Raw genomic sequence first — 17406 nt, 5'->3', positions numbered from 1 at the left:
AGACAGCGTCAGGCCGACAAACCTCCATCAGGGTTTTCGGCCTTTGCTGTACTCACGGGGGGAGCAGGGCTTAAAAGGCGTTGCTCCTGACAATCAGAAGCGTACGGGAACAGGGTCATCACCCCTGTGGTCGCAGTGCACCAACCACAGTTGTGTGACGAATTCCCGCGGAAGGAACGAGCAAAAATGCAAGACAGTTCCATGCAGCGACAATGGCAGTCCTCACACATTGGAGGAGCCAATGCTGCCTATGTCGATGAACTGTACGAATCCTATCTGACCGATCCCAATTCCGTGCCGGAAGACTGGCGCGTTTATTTCGAAAAGCTTCCCAGCGTTGATGCCGCCGTCGAATCCGACGTTCCCCATGCGGCCGTACGTGAATACTTCCTGCTTCAGGCCAAAAATCGCTCCCGCGTACAGAAGTTCGGTGCCAGTGCTGTCAGCACTGAACACGAGCGTCGCCAGGTGCGTGTACTGCATTTGATTGCGGCCTACCGTAACCGGGGCCATCAGGTGGCCAAGCTGGATCCGCTGGGGTTGATGGAGCGGGAAGCCGTTCCGGATCTTGAGCTTGCGCATCACGGGTTGAGTCCTGCAGATCTGGATACCGTCTTTCAGACCGGCAACCTGTTTATCGGCAAGCCCGAAGCCACTCTCCGTGAAATCGTAGACTGTTTGCAGACAACCTACTGCTCCAGTGTTGGGGCAGAGTATATGCATATCGTCAACACCGCCGAAAAGCGCTGGCTGCAACAGCGTATGGAAGGTGTTCGCAGTCATCCTGAGTATGGCAAGGACATCAAGACCCATATTCTTGAGCGCCTCTCTGCTGCTGAGGGCCTGGAAAAATATCTGGGTAGTAAATATCCCGGGACCAAGCGCTTTGGTCTGGAGGGTGGCGAGTCCCTGATTCCGCTGATGGATGAAATGATTCAGCGGGTCGGCAGCTACGGCGCCAAGGAAATGGTCATTGGCATGGCTCACCGGGGCCGTTTGAACGTGCTGGTGAACACTCTGGGCAAAAGCCCCAAGGATCTGTTTGAAGAATTCGATGGCAAGAGTTTCATCGAATCAGGCTCCGGTGATGTGAAGTATCACCAGGGCTTCTCTTCCAACGTGCTCACCTCTGGCGGTGAGGTGCACCTGGCCATGGCCTTCAACCCGTCTCACCTGGAGATCGTGTCTCCAGTGGTGGAAGGGTCGGTTCGTGCCCGTCAGGATCGTCGTGATGATGTTGCCGGCGAACAGGTTGTTCCTATTCTGATTCATGGTGATGCCGCTTTTGCCGGTCAGGGCGTGGTCATGGAGACATTCCAGATGTCCCAGACCCGCGGTTTCTACACCGGTGGCACCCTGCATGTGATCATCAACAACCAGGTGGGTTTCACTACCTCCCGCCGGGAAGATGCTCGTTCTACCGAGTACTGTACTGACGTGGCGAAGATGGTGCAGGCACCGATCTTCCATGTGAATGCAGATGATCCCGAAGCGGTTTACTTCGTGACACAGCTGGCGGTGGATTACCGCATGCAGTTCAAGAAGGACGTGGTGATCGACCTGATCTGTTATCGCCGGCTGGGCCACAATGAGGCGGATGAGCCTTCAGGTACCCAGCCGCTGATGTACAAGAAGATCAAGAGCCATCCGACAACTCGCACCTTGTATGCCGAGCGCCTGATCAATGAAGGCGTGGTTAGCGAGCAGGAAGCCCAGAAAACGGCAGATAACTACCGTGACATGCTGGATGCGGGTAACCATGTGGTGAAGTCGCTGGTTCGCGAGCCCAACAAGGCCTTGTTTGTGGACTGGTCTCCCTATATCGGCCACAAGGTTGAAGATGACTGGGACACTGGCTACCCGCTGAAGAAGATCCAGTCTCTGGCGACGACCATGGAGACCCTTCCCGAAGGCTTTGTCGCCCAGCGCCAGGTGAAGAAAATCCTGGAAGACCGTCACAAGATGACTGCGGGAGCCATGCCGTTGAACTGGGGCTATGGAGAAACCATGGCCTACGCCACACTGCTGGATCAGGGCTTTAATGTTCGCCTGACCGGTCAGGATTGTGGTCGTGGCACTTTCTCCCACCGCCATGCGGTTCTGCATAACCAGAAAGACGGCGGGCAGTTTGTCGCCCTGCAGCATCTCCACGAAGAGCAGCCGCGTTTTGACCTCTACGACTCCCTGCTTTCTGAGGAAGCCGTACTGGGTTTTGAATACGGTTATGCGACCACCACGCCCAAATCCCTGGTGATCTGGGAAGCGCAGTTCGGTGACTTCGCCAACGGTGCACAGGTAGTGATTGACCAGTTCATTTCGTCTGGGGAAGCCAAATGGGCGCGTCTGTGTGGCCTGACCATGTTGTTGCCCCACGGCTACGAAGGGCAGGGGCCGGAACACTCCTCTGCGCGCCTTGAGCGCTTCCTGCAGTTGTGCGCAGAGCACAACATGCAGGTCTGTGTGCCAAGCACTCCGGCGCAGATTTTCCACTTGCTGCGTCGCCAGGCGATTCGTCCGCTGCGCAAGCCGTTGGTGGTGATGAGTCCCAAGAGCCTGTTGCGCCACAAGAAGGCGATTTCCACTCTGGATGATCTTGCCGTCGGCAAATTCGAGACCGTGCTGGATGATCCCGGCGATCTTGATGCCAAGAAGGTCGAGCGGGTGGTGATGTGCTCTGGCAAGGTCTACTACGACTTGCTGGAAAAACAGGAAGCCGATGGTCGTACCGATACGGCACTGGTTCGAATTGAACAGCTATATCCGTTCCCTGAACAGCGCCTCGCTGAAGTGTTGTCCGGTTATCCGAACCTGAAGCATCTGGTGTGGTGCCAGGAAGAGCCGATGAACCAGGGTGCCTGGTATTGCTCACAGCATCACATGTATCGGGTGGCTTACCAGGTGGGTGCCGCACAGGTCCATTACGCAGGCCGTGAAATGGCTGCGGCTCCGGCTGCAGGCTCCATGGGTCTGCATATCGAACAACAGCAGCGTCTGGTTCAGGACGCCTTTGAGATCAAGTAAATAAGGATAAGTCATGGCGACTGACATCAAAGCCCCGCAGTTTCCCGAGTCCGTAGCGGATGGCACCGTGGCCACCTGGCACAAGCAGGAAGGCGAAGCGGTTAAGCGTGATGAGCTGCTGGTTGATATCGAAACCGATAAGGTAGTACTGGAAGTAGTAGCACCTGCCGATGGCGTGGTCAGCAAGATCCTTGCTGGCGAAGGTGACACGGTGGAAAGCCAGCAGGTGCTGGCTCATTTTGAAGAAGGTGCATCCGGGTCTGCACCGGCGCCTGCGGCCAGCAGCGAGCCGGCAGCCGAATCTGGATCTGAAGCAACCAGTGCCAGCGATGACAGCAGTGCCTCCGACCAGGCTGGCCCGGCGGCTCGCAAGTTGATGAGCGAGCATGGCATTGCTGCCGAGCAAGTGAGTGGTACCGGTAAAGGCGGGCGCATCACCAAGCAGGACGTTGAGCAGGCCATCAGCAACAAGGCTGAACAGCGTGCCAGCCAACCGGCTCCACAACAGCCGGCTGCCGCTGAAGTGCCTGCTGCACCTGGTGAGCGTGAAGAGCGCCGGGTACCGATGACCCGCTTGCGCAAACGCATTGCCGAGCGTCTGGTATCCGCCCAGCAGGATGCGGCCATGTTGACCACCTTCAACGAGGTCAACATGAAGCCGATCATGGATATGCGCAAGAATTACCAGCCGGAGTTCGAAAAGGCGCATAACGTGCGCCTGGGCTTCATGGGTTTCTTCACCCGCGCTTGTGTGGAAGCGTTGAAGCGTTTCCCGGCGGTGAACGCCTCCATCGACGGTGATGACATTGTTTATCACGGTTACTACGACGTGGGTGTGGCGGTATCGACTGACCGTGGTCTGGTAGTGCCGGTGATCCGTGATGCGGACCAGAAAGGTCTTGCAGAGGTGGAATCCCAGATCATCGACTTCGGTCAGAAAGCCCAGAAGGGCAAGCTGTCCATTGAAGAGATGACGGGGGGCACCTTCACCATTTCCAACGGTGGTGTGTTTGGTTCCCTGATCTCCACGCCGATCCTCAACCCGCCGCAGACAGCCATTCTGGGTATGCACAAGATCCAGGAGCGTCCCATGGCGGTGGATGGCAAGGTGGAAATCTTGCCGATGATGTATCTGGCGTTGTCCTATGATCACCGTCTGATCGATGGCAAGGAAGCGGTTCAGTTCCTGGTCGCTGTGAAGAACTTCATCGAAGACCCGGCACGTCTGCTGCTGGATATCTGATAAACGCCGCACGCAACACGCCTCATGCTGCCTATGCAGTGTGAGGTGGTTTCCCGAGAGGAAAGAACATGTCTGATAAATACGACGTCATTATCATCGGTGGTGGACCTGGCGGCTACGTGGCGGGTATTCGCTGTGCCCAGCTGGGGCTGAACACTGCTGTCATCGAAAAACGCATTAACAAGCAGGACGAGCCCGCCCTGGGTGGTACCTGCCTGAACGTGGGCTGTATCCCCTCCAAAGCGTTGCTGGATTCTTCCTGGAAGTTCCACGAGACCGAGTCTGCTCTGGCCGAACACGGTGTGAAGATCAAGGGTGCAGACCTGGATCTGGACACCATGCTTAAGCGTAAGGACACCATCGTCAAGAATCTGACGGGCGGCATCGCCCAGCTGTTCAAGGCCAACAAGGTGACCTGGCTGCAGGGAACAGGCCAACTGAAAGCTGGCAAACAGGTAGAGTTCCAGCCACTGGATGGTGGTGAAGTACAAACGCTGCAGGCCGAGAACGTGATTCTGGCAGCTGGCTCTGTCCCGGTGGATATCCCGGTGGCCCCGGTAGACCAGAATCTGATTGTGGATTCCACCGGTGCGCTGGAATTCACCAAGGTGCCGAAACGCCTTGGCGTGATTGGTGCTGGCGTCATCGGTCTGGAATTGGGCAGTGTCTGGAACCGTCTTGGTAGTGAAGTGGTGGTGCTTGAAGCAGTGGATACTTTCCTGCCGATGCTCGACAAACAAATCGCCAAAGACACCCAGAAGCAGCTGGAAAAACAGGGCCTGGATATTCGTCTGGGTGCCCGCGTGACCGGCTCTGAAACCACCAAGACCAAGGTCAAGGTGACCTACAGCGATGGCGAAGGTGAGCATACCGAGAGCTTCGACAAGCTGATCGTGGCTGTTGGCCGTCGGCCTTACACAGAGGGTCTGCTCAGCGCTGATGCGGGTGTGAGCCTGGATGAGCGTAATTTCATCTATGTGGATAGCCAGTGCCGTACCGATGTTCCCGGCGTCTACGCCATTGGTGATCTGGTGCGTGGTCCGGCCTTGGCACACAAGGCCATTGAAGAGGGTGTCATGGTCGCGGAAGTGATCATGGAAGAAACTACCCAAGTGAATTACGACGTGATTCCTGGTGTGATTTACACCCATCCGGAAGTGGCATGGGTGGGCAAGACCGAGGAAGAAGCGAAGGAATCCGGTGACGCCTACAAGACCGGGGTGGTGCCTTTCGCCGCGAATGGTCGTGCCATGGCAGCAGGTGAAACCGGGGGCATGGTGAAATTTGTGGCGGACGAAAAAACCGACCGCATTCTTGGCATGCACATTGTTGGCCCGCAAGCCTCTGAACTGATCCACCAGGGCGCGATCGCCATGGAGTTCGGTGCGACTGCGGAAGATTTGCAGTTGATGGTGTTCGGTCACCCGAGCCTGTCAGAAACCGTTCATGAAGCCGCATTGGCGGTGGATTACAAAGCTATCCATGTGGCTCAGCGTCGCCGCAAGAAGTAACGACGTAGAACGGTAGCGAAAAAGGGCGCCCAAAAGGCGCCGAATCATTCAACAGATGGAAATATTGGCATGAATCTCCATGAGTATCAGTCAAAACAGCTCTTTGCTGATTATGGCCTGCCAGTCTCTACCGGTTTCGCTTGCGACACTCCAGAAGAGGTCGCAGCCAAAACCAAAGAGATCGGTGGTGACAAGTGGGTAGTGAAAGCTCAGGTACACGCTGGTGGCCGTGGTAAGGCTGGCGGTGTGAAGCTGGTGAGCAGCGCTGAAGAAGCGGCTGCCTTTGCCGAGCAGTGGCTGGGCAAGAACCTGGTGACTTTCCAGACCGATGAGAAAGGTCAGCCGGTTACCAAGATTCTGGTTGAGACCTGCACCGATATCGCCAAGGAACTGTACCTGAGTGCGGTGCTGGACCGTGCCAGCCGTCGTGTCGTTTTCATGGCCTCCACCGAAGGTGGTATGGACATTGAGACCGTGGCTGAAGAAACCCCGGAAAAGATCCTGCGTGCGGAAATTGATCCGCTGGTCGGCGCACAGCCTTACCAGGCGCGTGAGATTGCCTTCAAACTGGGTCTGGAAGGCAAACAGGTAAACCAGTTTGCCAAGATCTTTGTAGGCTTGGCCCAGTTGTTCATCGACAAGGATCTTGCCCTGATCGAAGTGAACCCGCTGGTGATCACTGAAGAAGGCAACCTGCATTGTCTGGATGCCAAGATCAATGTAGACGGCTCTGCTCTGTATCGTCACCCGGACATCAAGGCGCTGGAAGATCCCTCGCAGGAAGATGCCCGTGAGCGTCGCGCAGCGGAGTGGGAACTGAACTACGTTGCTCTGGATGGCAACATCGGCTGCATGGTGAATGGTGCGGGTTTGGCCATGGGTACCATGGATCTGGTGCAGCTGAAAGGCGGTGCCCCGGCCAACTTCCTTGACGTGGGTGGTGGTGCAACCAAAGAGCGTGTTACTGAAGCGTTCAAGATCATCCTTTCTGATGACAAGGTGAAAGGCGTTCTGGTGAACATCTTCGGTGGTATCGTGCGCTGTGACCTTATCGCTGACGGCATTATTGGTGCTGTGGAAGAGGTGGGTGTCACTGTTCCGGTTGTGGTTCGTCTGGAAGGTAACAATGCCGAGCTGGGTGCCAAGAAGCTGGCCGAGAGCGGTATGAATATCATCGCCGCACAAAGTTTTGAAGACGCTGCCGAGCAGGTAGTGAAAGCTGTTGGAGGTGCCGCATGAGCGTACTGATCGACAAGAACACCAAGGTGATCTGCCAGGGTTTCACTGGTAGCCAGGGCACTTTCCACTCTGAGCAAGCTATCGAGTACGGCACCCAGATGGTAGGTGGTGTGACTCCGGGTAAAGGCGGTCAAACCCACTTGGGCCTGCCGGTATTCAACACCGTTGCCGAAGCCGTTGCTGAAACGGGTGCCACTGCCAGCGTGATCTACGTGCCGGCCGCATTCTGCAAGGACTCCATTCTGGAAGCTGCCGATGCCGGTATCGAGCTGATCGTGTGCATCACCGAAGGCATCCCGGCGCTGGATATGCTGTACGTGAAGGAATACATCACCCGCAAGGGCGGTGTGCGCCTGATCGGTCCGAACTGCCCGGGCGTGATTACTCCTGGCCAGTGCAAGATCGGCATCATGCCCGGTCATATCCACCAGCCGGGTAAAGTGGGCATCGTGTCCCGCTCCGGTACTCTGACCTATGAAGCGGTTAACCAGACCACCAAGCTGGGCTTTGGTCAGTCTACCTGTATCGGTATCGGCGGTGATCCGATTCCGGGTATGACCTTCATTGATGCGCTGGAACTGTTCCAGAACGATCCGCAGACTGAAGCTATCATCATGGTAGGTGAGATCGGCGGTACCGCGGAAGATGAGGCTGCCGCCTACATCAAGGCCAACGTGACCAAGCCTGTGGTCAGCTACATTGCTGGCGTTACCGCGCCTCCTGGCAAGCGCATGGGCCATGCTGGTGCCATCATTGCTGGCGGCAAGGGGACTGCGGACGAGAAGTTTGCGGCTCTGGAAGCTGCGGGAGTGAAGACTACCCGTAACCCGGCCGGCATCGGTCAGGCACTGAAAGAACTCACCGGCTGGTAAAAGGCGGTGGGATCAAAATAAAAAGGCCGGCTAAACGCCGGCCTTTTTATTGGCTGTTTCTTTGGCAAGTCGCTGGCAAATGATCCAATCCGACACTCTACCTGTGAGTTAACACGGGTAACGGCTTCGGAGGATATTCCGTCGCTTGTTTTCAGTCACATGCCTTAGTGAAGGACATCATCATCCAGCTCAAAGAACTCGTATTCATTAAGTTCCTTGCGCAGACGGCGTTCCTCCAGTCGATCTTCGATGCGATGACGCATGTCCATGTTGAAAGAGCGGCTGCGGGCATTGCCTGCCTCCTGCTCTTCTTCATCCATGTCATCATCCAGGTTATCGAAATCTTCGTTCATCAGCAGATCTTCCGAATCAAGGTCTTGCTCATTACGATGGTTACTCATGGTGGCCTCCTGTACTGACCTCCTCAAACAACCTGTGTTCGGTTTGCCGCACCTGACTGGTAGCGGCAACGCCAGAGAGGACTGTTGGCACTCCCCTGGCGCCGGAAGCAATAAACCTGCCGCTCAAGCCAGCGTCACGGGAGTGACAACAGTTTCCTACGCCTATATATCGCCTGATTTTCGTTCGTACAAGCATTTTTTTTCCGCGCAGAGACAAGTGGTGTCAGAGGAGGGGGTGGCTGGTCAATCAAGGGGTTCCGGTAGGCAAAAGTTGCGCATTCGGATGACGATTCTGTGAAGCAGGTCATGATGGATTATGATTCAGAAAAATCAGACACTTAAGTGCTGGAATGACTGGCGCTGGCTTTGTAAAGTGAGGCAATAGAGGTTGGGCTGGCTGAGTGGACAGACTGGCCGGTAATCACGGTCAGATAATTGCTGCTATTGGCGATTGTTTGACACGCGGAGAGAATAAAAAGATGGCGGAATTGCTGATCATTATTGGGGTAAGCACCATTATCGTGACCACGCTGGGGCTCATGAACGAGGCCAGTCATCGGGGTCACAGTGCGTTGTTTTTTATCTTGCCGCTGGCCAGTCTGGGCCAGGTACAGCAAGGGTGGGAGCATTATCGCTGGTGGGCGCTGGCTCGAGTGGCGGGGGTGTTAACGGCTGCGGTTGGTGGCGCTCTTTTCGCCATGTCGCTCTCCACCGCCGCAACGACGCTATCCTCCCAGAGCGGACAGGTTCAGCGGGGTGAGAAAATGGCAACCACCACCACGTTTGTATCTTCTGAGGAAGCCGCTCTGGCGGTCGTCAAGGGACAGGGTAAACCCTTATCGGGGCGGCTCCATGGCCGGGCGTTTCGCTATGACCGTGTGGCATTGATCGATGGTGTTCTCACCGCCAGTCAGGGAGAAGGCTTTTTACCTGATCTGGAAGTCAGGGTGTTGATAGGCTGGAAACCTGAAGATATTACCGAACGCAAGAACCTGAACGTGACACCTTCGGATACCAAGCCTCCGGTGGTCCATGTGTCGTGGAAACCTGAAGACAAGGACTTTCCCGAAACTCGTATCTTTGAGGGAGGGTATCGGATGGAACTGGCAATGGCCCCTCTGGATACCGGGCAATTGTCCGGAACATTAACGTTGGTGGTGCCCGACAGCTACAAGAGCTATCTGAGCGGTGACTTTACCGCCTACACCAATCATCTGCGTTATCGTGGCGGGGTGGTGGATCTTCACTTTGATCATGAAGATACCCTGGCTTATGTCACCAGACAGTTTCTGTTGACCCAGTTTCCGGAGGGGGCATTGAAATCTGTGACAACGGAGCAGATCGTCCTTCGGCGCGCTGAGTCCAGCGGTCAGGTAACCGCGAAGGTCGCGTTGACTAATGGAGCGGTGGAGGAGCGTTCCGTCCGCCTGGAGAAAAGTGATGTGGGCTGGTCTGTGGAGCCGGGCTCTATGGCAACGCAGGTGGTTAAAGCAGCCGATGAAGGCAGTGTGACTTTCGTGACCCCGGGCAAGGAGCCTGAGAAGGAGGTGACTCAGGCGCTGCCGCCAGTGACAGTGACTTTCCCTGAGCTGGTCGGTTTTGTGGACCGTGCTGTTGTGCTGGAAATGACCAGCGGCAGAAAAATTGACGGTGTCTTGAGGAAAGTATCGGTAAACCGGTTATGGATCGAGATTAATGTGGGTAGTGGGGTTGTTGAGCGTAGCTTCCCTGAGAATGAGCTACAGTCGTTGCGGTTGGCCAATGGTCAGCTGGTGATGGTGGAATCTGAGGGCCAGAATGAGGAACCGGCACCAGCGCCTACCGAGCCACAAGAGGCCACAACTTCGGGGCCTGTTTCAGGCAACATTGGCTCAGCTTACAACGCTTCCTCCGATCCCCGGGTAGAGGGTTTTCGCGAACTGGTTGGCCGTTCGGTGACAGTCACGGCAGATGAGGGTCCTGTACGCACAGGGATCTTGCAAACCGTCGAGGAAGACCACATTACGCTGAGTGTCCCTATGGGAGCGGGGAATATGGAATTTTTCTACGATCTAAACAGTATTCGCAGCATTGAGGCTTCCCGTTGAAGATACTTGTTACTGGTGGAACTGGTTTTATTGGGCAACATCTGTGCCGCCGCCTGGCGGCGCATGGTCATGAATTGATTGTGTTGAGTCGTCGCCCCAGGCGCAGTGTGAAGCTGGTCCCGGAAGAGGCCAGAGTGATTGAAAATCTTGATGTGCTGGAAAGCAGTGAGCGTATCGATGCCATTGTGAATCTTGCGGGAGAAAGCCTCTTTGCGGGGCGCTGGACTACCCGGCGCAAAAAAGTGCTTTTCGATTCACGGGTTGGCGTTACTCAGGCGCTCGTCAGCCTGGTGTCCCGGTTGGAGCGCAAACCCGCCGTAATGGTGTCAGGCTCTGCTGTGGGTTTTTATGGCAATGCGGGAAATACCGAGCTTTCCGAAGAAAGTCCTGCCCGCAAGAAGGACTTTGGCTACCTGCTATGCGATGCCTGGGAACAGGCCGCACGACCGGTTTCTCGCCAGGGGGTGAGGCTGTGTTTGATCCGAACCGGGATTGTACTGGGACGTGACGGTGGCATGCTTGGCCGGCTATGGCCTCTTTACCGTGCCGGGCTGGGAGCCATGGTGGGTGATGGTCATCAATGGATCAGCTGGATTCATATTGATGACATGGTGGCCATTCTGGTGAGGGCCATTGAAACGCCAGGTGTGGAGGGCGTATTCAATGCTACCGCACCGGCTCCTGTCACCCAGCGAGACTTCCATCATGGGCTTGCCCGGCAAGTGAAACGCCCGGCACTGCTGAAAGTGCCCTCAGTAGCATTGAAGCTGGGGCTGGGTGAAATGTCGGAGTTGTTGCTGGGCGGGCAGCGGGTATTTCCCCGTCGTCTGGAGCAGCAAGGATTTGTTTTCCGTTTTCCTGATCTTGCCTCTGCCCTGGCTCATTTGGGCAATTGATATTCGGTACCTTCTCCGTTCGGAGAAGGTGCCCCCATCTTGAAATCCCCGAATTCATCCCTACCTATTAGCGCAGTAATGACTGATGCAGGAGCACGTTGTGTCTACAGAAAAACAAACCCATGGTTTTCAGGCTGAAGTATCCCGCCTTCTCAACCTGATGATTCATTCTCTCTACAGCAACAGAGAGATTTTCCTGAGAGAGTTGGTATCCAACGCCTCGGATGCCTGTGACAAGTTGCGTTTCAAGGCGCTGGATGATGCTTCTTTGGCGGAATCCGCAGGCGAACCCGCCATTACTCTCAGTGTGGATAAGGATGCCGGAACGCTCTCTGTCAGTGATAACGGTATCGGTATGGATGAGGCTGAGGTGATTGAAAACCTTGGCACTATTGCACGTTCTGGTACAGAGAAGTTTCTGGCGTCATTAAGTGGAGATCAGAAAAAAGACTCCCAGTTGATTGGGCAGTTTGGGGTGGGTTTTTATTCCGCCTTTATCGTCGCCGACAGGGTGACGGTAGAAAGTCGCAAGGCCGGCGAGGGCGTAGATACCGGTGTGCGCTGGGAAAGTGATGGTCAGGGCGAATTTACCGTTGAACGCATTGAGCGGACTGAGCCGGGTACCTCGGTGATTCTGCATCTGCGCGATGATGCAAAAGCGTTTTTGGACCCCTTCAAGCTCCGTCAGGTGGTCAATCAGTATTCTGACCATGTGGCGTTTCCTATCCGTCTGGTTACTCCAGCGAATGGTGATGAGGAAGCCAGCGAAGAAACTCTCAACTCCGCCACTGCGCTCTGGCAGCGCCCCAAGGGCGAGATCTCGGATGACGAATACCAGAGTTTCTACAAGCATATCAGCCATGATTTTCAGGATGCACAGACCTGGAGCCACAACAAGGTGGAAGGCAAGCTGGAGTACACCAGCTTGTTGTATATCCCGGCCCGCGCTCCTTTTGACCTCTATCATCGCGATGCCAGCCGTGGGCTGAAGCTTTACGTCCAGCGCGTTTTCATCATGGATGATGCAGAGCAGTTCATGCCGCAGTATTTGCGTTTTATTAAAGGGGTGGTGGATGCGCCGAACTTGCCGCTCAACGTCAGCCGTGAGCTACTGCAGGATTACGGCCCGGTGAGGAAGATCCGTGCGGCTTTGACCAAACGTGTGCTGCAGATGTTGAAGAAACTTGGCAATGATGAAGAGCAATATCCTGCTTTCTGGGCGCAGTTCGGTCAGGTTCTGAAAGAGGGTATCGGGGAAGACCCGGATAACCGCGACGCCATCGCGGCCCTGCTGCGCTTTGCCAGCAGCAGCCAGGAGGAAGGCTTGACCAGTCTGGATACCTATCTGGAGCGCAAGCCGCCAGAACAGGACAAGATCTATTATTTGTTGGCGGACACTGCATCCGCCGCACGTCAGAGTCCTCATTTGGAAGTCTTCCGCAAGAAGGGCATCGAGGTGCTGTTACTCAGTGATCCGGTTGACGAATGGATGATCAGTTATCTGGATAGCTACAAGGACGTGAAGCTGGTCAATGCGGCCCGTGGTGAGCTCGATCTGGATGAGCAGAATGACGTGGATCAGGACAACCCATTGGTTGCCCGACTGAAAGCGAGTCTGGCAGAAGACGTGGAAACGGTCCGTGCTACCCAGCGTTTGGTGGATTCCCCCAGCTGTCTGGTGTTGGCTGAAGATCAGCTTGGGCCACAGATGCGCCGTATGCTGGAAGCGGCGGGCCAGTCGGTACCGGAAAACAAGCCGGTGCTGGAAGTGAATCTGGATCATGATCTGCTTCGGGCGCTCGACAGCGTAGAGGAGGGCGACAAGTTCAATGATCTGGCGGCGTTGTTGCTGGATCAGGCCATGCTGGCTGAAGGGCAGTTGCCGAAGAATCCTGCTGCAACGGCTCGGCGTATGCATCAGATGCTGGTAACTGCAGTGAACAGTTAATAGTTAACAGTGAACAGCTGCGCGGATCAGGTTTGATTTTGATTCCGTGTCTGAGGCCGCGTCCACTGGGTGGGCGCGGCCTTCTTGTTTGTGGAAAACGCGAGCCTGGATCGCGTCGCTGTTAACGGTTCACTATTCACTGTTAACTGCTTTATGATGCCCCAAAGCAGTAAATAAGGCGTTCCTATGACGCAGAAAAAATACAATGCCGCCATTCTGGGTGGTGGTAGTTTCGGAACCGCCATGGCCAGCATTCTTGCTGCTAACGGCCATGGGGTAAATCTCTGGGTGCGGGATCCGGAAACCGCGGCTGCAATCAACCTGGACCGGGAGAACAGCCGTTATCTACCGGGCAAGGAATTGCCAGAGGGGGTCAACGCGACAGATAGCCTGGAAGAGGCACTGGCGGAAGCGTCCATGGTGTTTGTGGCGATTCCCAGCAAGGCTTTTGCCGAGGTGCTGGAGCAGGCCCGGCAGTGGGTGCCGGATGGCACTTTGGTGATCAGTTGCACCAAGGGTATCTACGCGGATGGCTTCCTGCTGATGAGTGAATTACTGCATCAGTATTGGCCGCATACCCGTATCGGTGTACTCAGTGGCCCTAATCTCGCGAAGGAAATCGTTGAGCAAAAATTTACCGGTACCGTGGTTGCCAGTGCGGACGACGAGCTGTGTCAGACAGTCCAGGAAGCCCTCAGCTGTGATTATTTCCGGGTCTATGACAACCCGGATATCTACGGTGTGGAACTCGGCGGTGCGCTCAAGAATATCTATGCGGTGGCTTCCGGCATGGCGGCGGCTATTGGCGTAGGTGAAAACAGTCGCAGCTTCCTGATCACCCGTGCGCTGGCCGAAATGAGTCGCTTTGCGGTGGAGCTGGGTGCCAATCCCATGACATTCCTGGGCTTGTCAGGGGTAGGTGATCTGATTGCAACCTGTACTTCCAATCTGTCACGTAACTATCAGGTTGGCTTTCAGCTGGGGCAGGGTAAATCCTTGGAAGAGGCCGTTGAAGCGTTGGGACAGACTGCCGAAGGTATCAATACCATCAAACTGGTGGCGGACAAGGCCGCCGAGCTGGATGTCTATATGCCGTTGGCTACTGCTCTTTACCAAGTGGTGTATCACCAACAGCCGCTTGAGATTGTTATTCAGCAGCTGATGAGCGGCGAATACAAACACGATGTGGAATTCCAGTCAGGGAGTAATGGATGAAGCTGTTCATCAGCCGGCATGGTGAGGCGGTCGGAGTGGCCGCTACCGATGCGCTTCGTCCGTTGACGGAACGGGGGCGGGAGTCTCTGCTGTCGCATTGGCAGCAGCTCAAAGACAGTGGCGTCGTCCTTTCCGGGCTGGTTGTCAGTCCTTATGTTCGTGCTCAGCAAACCGCAGACTGCATTGCGCAGGTATACGGCGGTTTGAAACGGGTGGATTGCGATGAACTCATTCCTGAGGCGTCACCACAGCGTTTTCTGGAATGGCTGATGGCTAACCCTGTCGGCGAGAATACGGTGATGGTAAGCCACATGCCGCTGGTTGCACAGCTGACCGGGCTGTGGACGGGCACCCTTGACCGGATCGGGTATTCGGTAGGAACGGTTGCCTGTCTGGACGTGGATGTGGCGGCTGCGGATGGCGCTCGCCTGCTGTGGTTATGCAGCCCTGGCGAAAGCCTGGCTGGCCGCTAATCGGTCAATTTCTACCCCCGGGAATCCGAAAACTGCCGTTCGCCGATTGTCGCTGTGCAGCCCCTGTAGGCTGTCGTATCTTGAACTCGATGGCGCTTGAACGCATGGCAGACTCCTGACAGCGTCATCAACTCCCTGAGGGGGGATATACGATGACTCCTTGCATCGTGATTCAGGCAGATTTAAAGCACTGACTTCGGTTAGTGCTTTTTTTATGCCCGCTCCGCGGTCGTATCCAGAGTCTGTTAACACTACCAAAATGGCACCTGTTGAGTCCCCAAGCCCGCCAATCCCGGCATGAGGCGTGATGCTTGGTTGCTCCAAATGAATGACGAATAACGACGAGTGGCGGGTTGACTACGCGCAAGCGCTTCGCCCTGCGGGCCAGCCTTCGACTGTTCACTGCGCGGGCTTGTTTGGGGCTCAACCCGAGGGGCTGATCCCTTTTCCGCCCAGCAGCGCCAGCCGCTGTTTATGTAGAATGACTACACCGCATATCGGCTGACACTTACTGGACGAAAAAATGCATTCAGCAGGTGCGGTTTTATAGTGTTAACAGGCCCTGACAACGGGCTTCTCGCGACAGGCAGGAATGCTTAGCTGAGGGGAGGGAGCGAGAGTCAGGGTAAGTTTTGAATCTGGCCACACGACAATCGCTCCTTGAAACCGCGTTTCAAGCGTCTTCTTTGCCTGCCTTTTCTGGCTCCAGCACAAACCTTTCGATCGGTTCGCCATCTGCGGCAACCAGATTCACCGAGACGGGAATAGCAGACATGAACTCCAGTCCGTCGGTCTTGCGCAGATCTCGCAGGTATTGCTTCACACGGCCACTGATCCACGGATGCAGGGTGGCCTTGACAGTGACGGCCTTACAGCGGCTGCCACGCTGGGCATGCCAGTCGAGCAGGGCGGAGCGTAGTACGGGAAAGTGATCCTGAAAATGTTCGAAGTCATCCGCCACCAGGTAGACGTCGTACTGATACTGCTTGCCTCGCCAGCTCAGGCCAAGCGGTGTTTCCTTGAGGCGTAGTCGAGGGGCAAGCGGGGTGCTGTTGGCCTGCTGCTGAGGTCGGTAGCTGGAGCGCTCCTTGCTGTAATGGGCGGCGGGCGGTTCCAGCGCATCCAGCATGGTAATCACCTTGTTGCCGTTCTCCGGTCGGTCCGCCGGATCCTTCGCCAGTAGTGCGCGTAATAACGGCTGGTAGTGGCGCAGCCGAACAGGCAGCAAAGGCACAGGTTCACGCAGATGCGCTACCGCCATGGCGCTGGGGTCTGCCCCCTTGAAAGGAGGCTCACCGGTGAGCATTTCATAAAATACGCAGCCGAGGGAGTAGAGATCTGACTGGGGAGTGAGCGGCTGAGCACGATGTTGCTCCGGGCTCATGTACTTGGGGGTCCCCATTTGCCGACCTTTGTTCTGGGTGGCGTCGTTGAGCATGCTCGAGGCGATACCAAAGTCCATTAGCAGGGCTGAGCCATCGGCGCGGAATAGGATGTTATCCGGTTTTACATCGCGGTGAATGAAATGGTGTTCACCGGCGTAATTCAGCGCGCTGGCCAGTTGCCGTAATACCGCCTCGCTATCGCTTTCAGACATGCCGTTCCGGATACGGGCCTTGAGGCTGCCACCGGTCACATACTCCATGCTGAGATAGTGATAGCCCTCATGCTCCCCGACATCATAAACCGGCACGATGTGCGGGTGATTCAGGCTGGCCACAGTGCGCGCCTCCCGCATAAACTGCTCTGCGAAACGCGGTTCCATGGAGAGGGTGGGGCTGAGTATCTTGATGGCTACCTGGCGTTCAAAGGAATTCTGGGTGGCCAGAAAAACGTGCGCCATTCCGCCTTTGCCAAGGCGCTCGGTAATGCGGTATCCGGGGAGTCTCAGTGCCATGTGCGAGTCTGTGCCGTCCTTGACTATTTACGCTTTTTACCGGGTTTACTCTTTCCCGTATAGCGCCTTCATTTCTGCTTCAGAGCGTCTGGCCTGTGCCAATTTGGCTTCCAGCCGTTTTTTCTGGCGATCCAGGCCGAGGAAAAAATTGACCTTGCTTTGTAGCAGCATGGGATCGATGGGTTTGAACAAATAGTCCACGGCACCTGTGCGGTAGCCTTCCTGTACAAAGCGGGTTTCCTTGGAGATGGCGGTCACAAAGATGATCGGGACGTTTTCCGTACGCTTGTTGGAGCGCATCAGTTTAGCCACTTCAAAACCGTCCATCTCCGGCATCTGCACATCCAGCAGTACCAGCGCATAGTCATGCTTGAGAAGCTTGGCCAGTGCAGCATTGCCACTGGAGACACTGTCCAGCTCACAGTCCAGATCTTCCAGCACTACTTCCAGGGCAACAAGGTTCTGAGGGGTGTCATCCACCATCAGGACACGGGAGACAGGAAGTGTCGGTTCGTCTGCTATCTGTTCGCTGGAGGACATCGTGTTATCCGCTAATAAAAGGCTGGTTTAATCTGGAATGGGGAGCCTCTGAATGACGCCTTG

The 17406-nt window shown here is 55.7% G+C and carries 13 protein-coding genes; 10 read left to right on the top strand and 3 right to left on the bottom strand.

Annotation, left to right across the window (positions count from 1 at the left end):
• The first annotated feature begins 186 nt into the window (after positions 1-186).
• From Y5S_RS00065 to sucD, 5 genes are all read left to right on the top strand, one after another.
• A complete protein-coding gene (locus tag Y5S_RS00065) occupies positions 187-3021 on the top strand; it encodes a 2-oxoglutarate dehydrogenase E1 component (RefSeq protein WP_035229143.1) in 2835 nt (944 codons plus the stop codon).
• A 13-nt stretch (positions 3022-3034) separates the two neighbouring features.
• Positions 3035-4264 carry a 2-oxoglutarate dehydrogenase complex dihydrolipoyllysine-residue succinyltransferase gene (gene odhB, locus Y5S_RS00060; protein WP_035229140.1) on the top strand — a complete coding sequence of 410 codons (1230 nt, stop codon included), beginning with the start codon at positions 3035-3037 and terminating at the stop codon, positions 4262-4264.
• Positions 4265-4332: 68 nt separating this feature from the next.
• On the top strand, positions 4333-5775 hold the full coding sequence (lpdA, locus tag Y5S_RS00055; RefSeq protein WP_035229139.1) for a dihydrolipoyl dehydrogenase: 1443 nt from the start codon (positions 4333-4335) through the stop codon (positions 5773-5775).
• A 69-nt stretch (positions 5776-5844) separates the two neighbouring features.
• Positions 5845-7014: an ADP-forming succinate--CoA ligase subunit beta gene (sucC, locus tag Y5S_RS00050; RefSeq protein ID WP_035229135.1), complete on the top strand. Its 1170-nt coding sequence runs from the start codon at positions 5845-5847 to the stop codon at positions 7012-7014.
• Positions 7011-7886, top strand: a complete 876-nt coding sequence (gene sucD, locus Y5S_RS00045; protein ID WP_035229130.1) for a succinate--CoA ligase subunit alpha — start codon at positions 7011-7013, stop codon at positions 7884-7886. The genes sucC and sucD overlap by 4 nt, the downstream gene beginning before the upstream one ends.
• Positions 7887-8050: 164 nt before the next feature.
• Here sucD and Y5S_RS00040 read toward each other — a convergent pair whose 3' ends face one another.
• Positions 8051-8287 carry a PA3496 family putative envelope integrity protein gene (locus Y5S_RS00040; protein ID WP_035229127.1) on the bottom strand — a complete coding sequence of 79 codons (237 nt, stop codon included), beginning with the start codon at positions 8285-8287 and terminating at the stop codon, positions 8051-8053.
• 479 nt (positions 8288-8766) lie between these two features.
• Here Y5S_RS00040 and Y5S_RS00035 point away from each other — a divergent pair, with 479 nt between their 5' ends.
• The 5 genes from Y5S_RS00035 to Y5S_RS00015 all read left to right on the top strand — a co-directional run bounded on the left by Y5S_RS00035 (position 8767) and on the right by Y5S_RS00015 (position 14906).
• Positions 8767-10374, top strand: coding sequence for a hypothetical protein (locus Y5S_RS00035; RefSeq protein WP_035229124.1), 1608 nt, complete (start codon positions 8767-8769; stop codon positions 10372-10374).
• Positions 10371-11270 carry a TIGR01777 family oxidoreductase gene (locus tag Y5S_RS00030; RefSeq protein ID WP_035229122.1) on the top strand — a complete coding sequence of 300 codons (900 nt, stop codon included), beginning with the start codon at positions 10371-10373 and terminating at the stop codon, positions 11268-11270. Before Y5S_RS00035 ends, Y5S_RS00030 begins: the two co-directional genes overlap by 4 nt.
• A 100-nt stretch (positions 11271-11370) precedes the next feature.
• Complete coding sequence (htpG, locus tag Y5S_RS00025; protein WP_231552589.1) at positions 11371-13218, top strand: molecular chaperone HtpG; 1848 nt, start codon at positions 11371-11373, stop codon at positions 13216-13218.
• Positions 13219-13404: 186 nt separating this feature from the next.
• Positions 13405-14433 carry an NAD(P)H-dependent glycerol-3-phosphate dehydrogenase gene (locus Y5S_RS00020; protein ID WP_035229118.1) on the top strand — a complete coding sequence of 343 codons (1029 nt, stop codon included), beginning with the start codon at positions 13405-13407 and terminating at the stop codon, positions 14431-14433.
• Positions 14430-14906: a SixA phosphatase family protein gene (locus Y5S_RS00015; RefSeq protein ID WP_035229116.1), complete on the top strand. Its 477-nt coding sequence runs from the start codon at positions 14430-14432 to the stop codon at positions 14904-14906. The genes Y5S_RS00020 and Y5S_RS00015 overlap by 4 nt, the downstream gene beginning before the upstream one ends.
• 673 nt (positions 14907-15579) lie before the next feature.
• On the opposite strand, the gene Y5S_RS00010 is transcribed toward Y5S_RS00015, so the two are convergent.
• Both Y5S_RS00010 and Y5S_RS00005 read right to left on the bottom strand, forming a co-directional pair.
• Positions 15580-16803 carry a serine/threonine-protein kinase gene (locus Y5S_RS00010; protein ID WP_052041253.1) on the bottom strand — a complete coding sequence of 408 codons (1224 nt, stop codon included), beginning with the start codon at positions 16801-16803 and terminating at the stop codon, positions 15580-15582.
• A 45-nt stretch (positions 16804-16848) separates the two neighbouring features.
• Complete coding sequence (locus Y5S_RS00005) at positions 16849-17343, bottom strand: response regulator (RefSeq protein ID WP_052041252.1); 495 nt, start codon at positions 17341-17343, stop codon at positions 16849-16851.
• Positions 17344-17406: the final 63 nt, after the last annotated feature.

The organism is Alcanivorax nanhaiticus (genome assembly GCF_000756665.1).
Classification (GTDB): domain Bacteria; phylum Pseudomonadota; class Gammaproteobacteria; order Pseudomonadales; family Alcanivoracaceae; genus Alcanivorax; species Alcanivorax nanhaiticus.
This window is presented reverse-complemented; position numbering and strand designations above follow the sequence as displayed.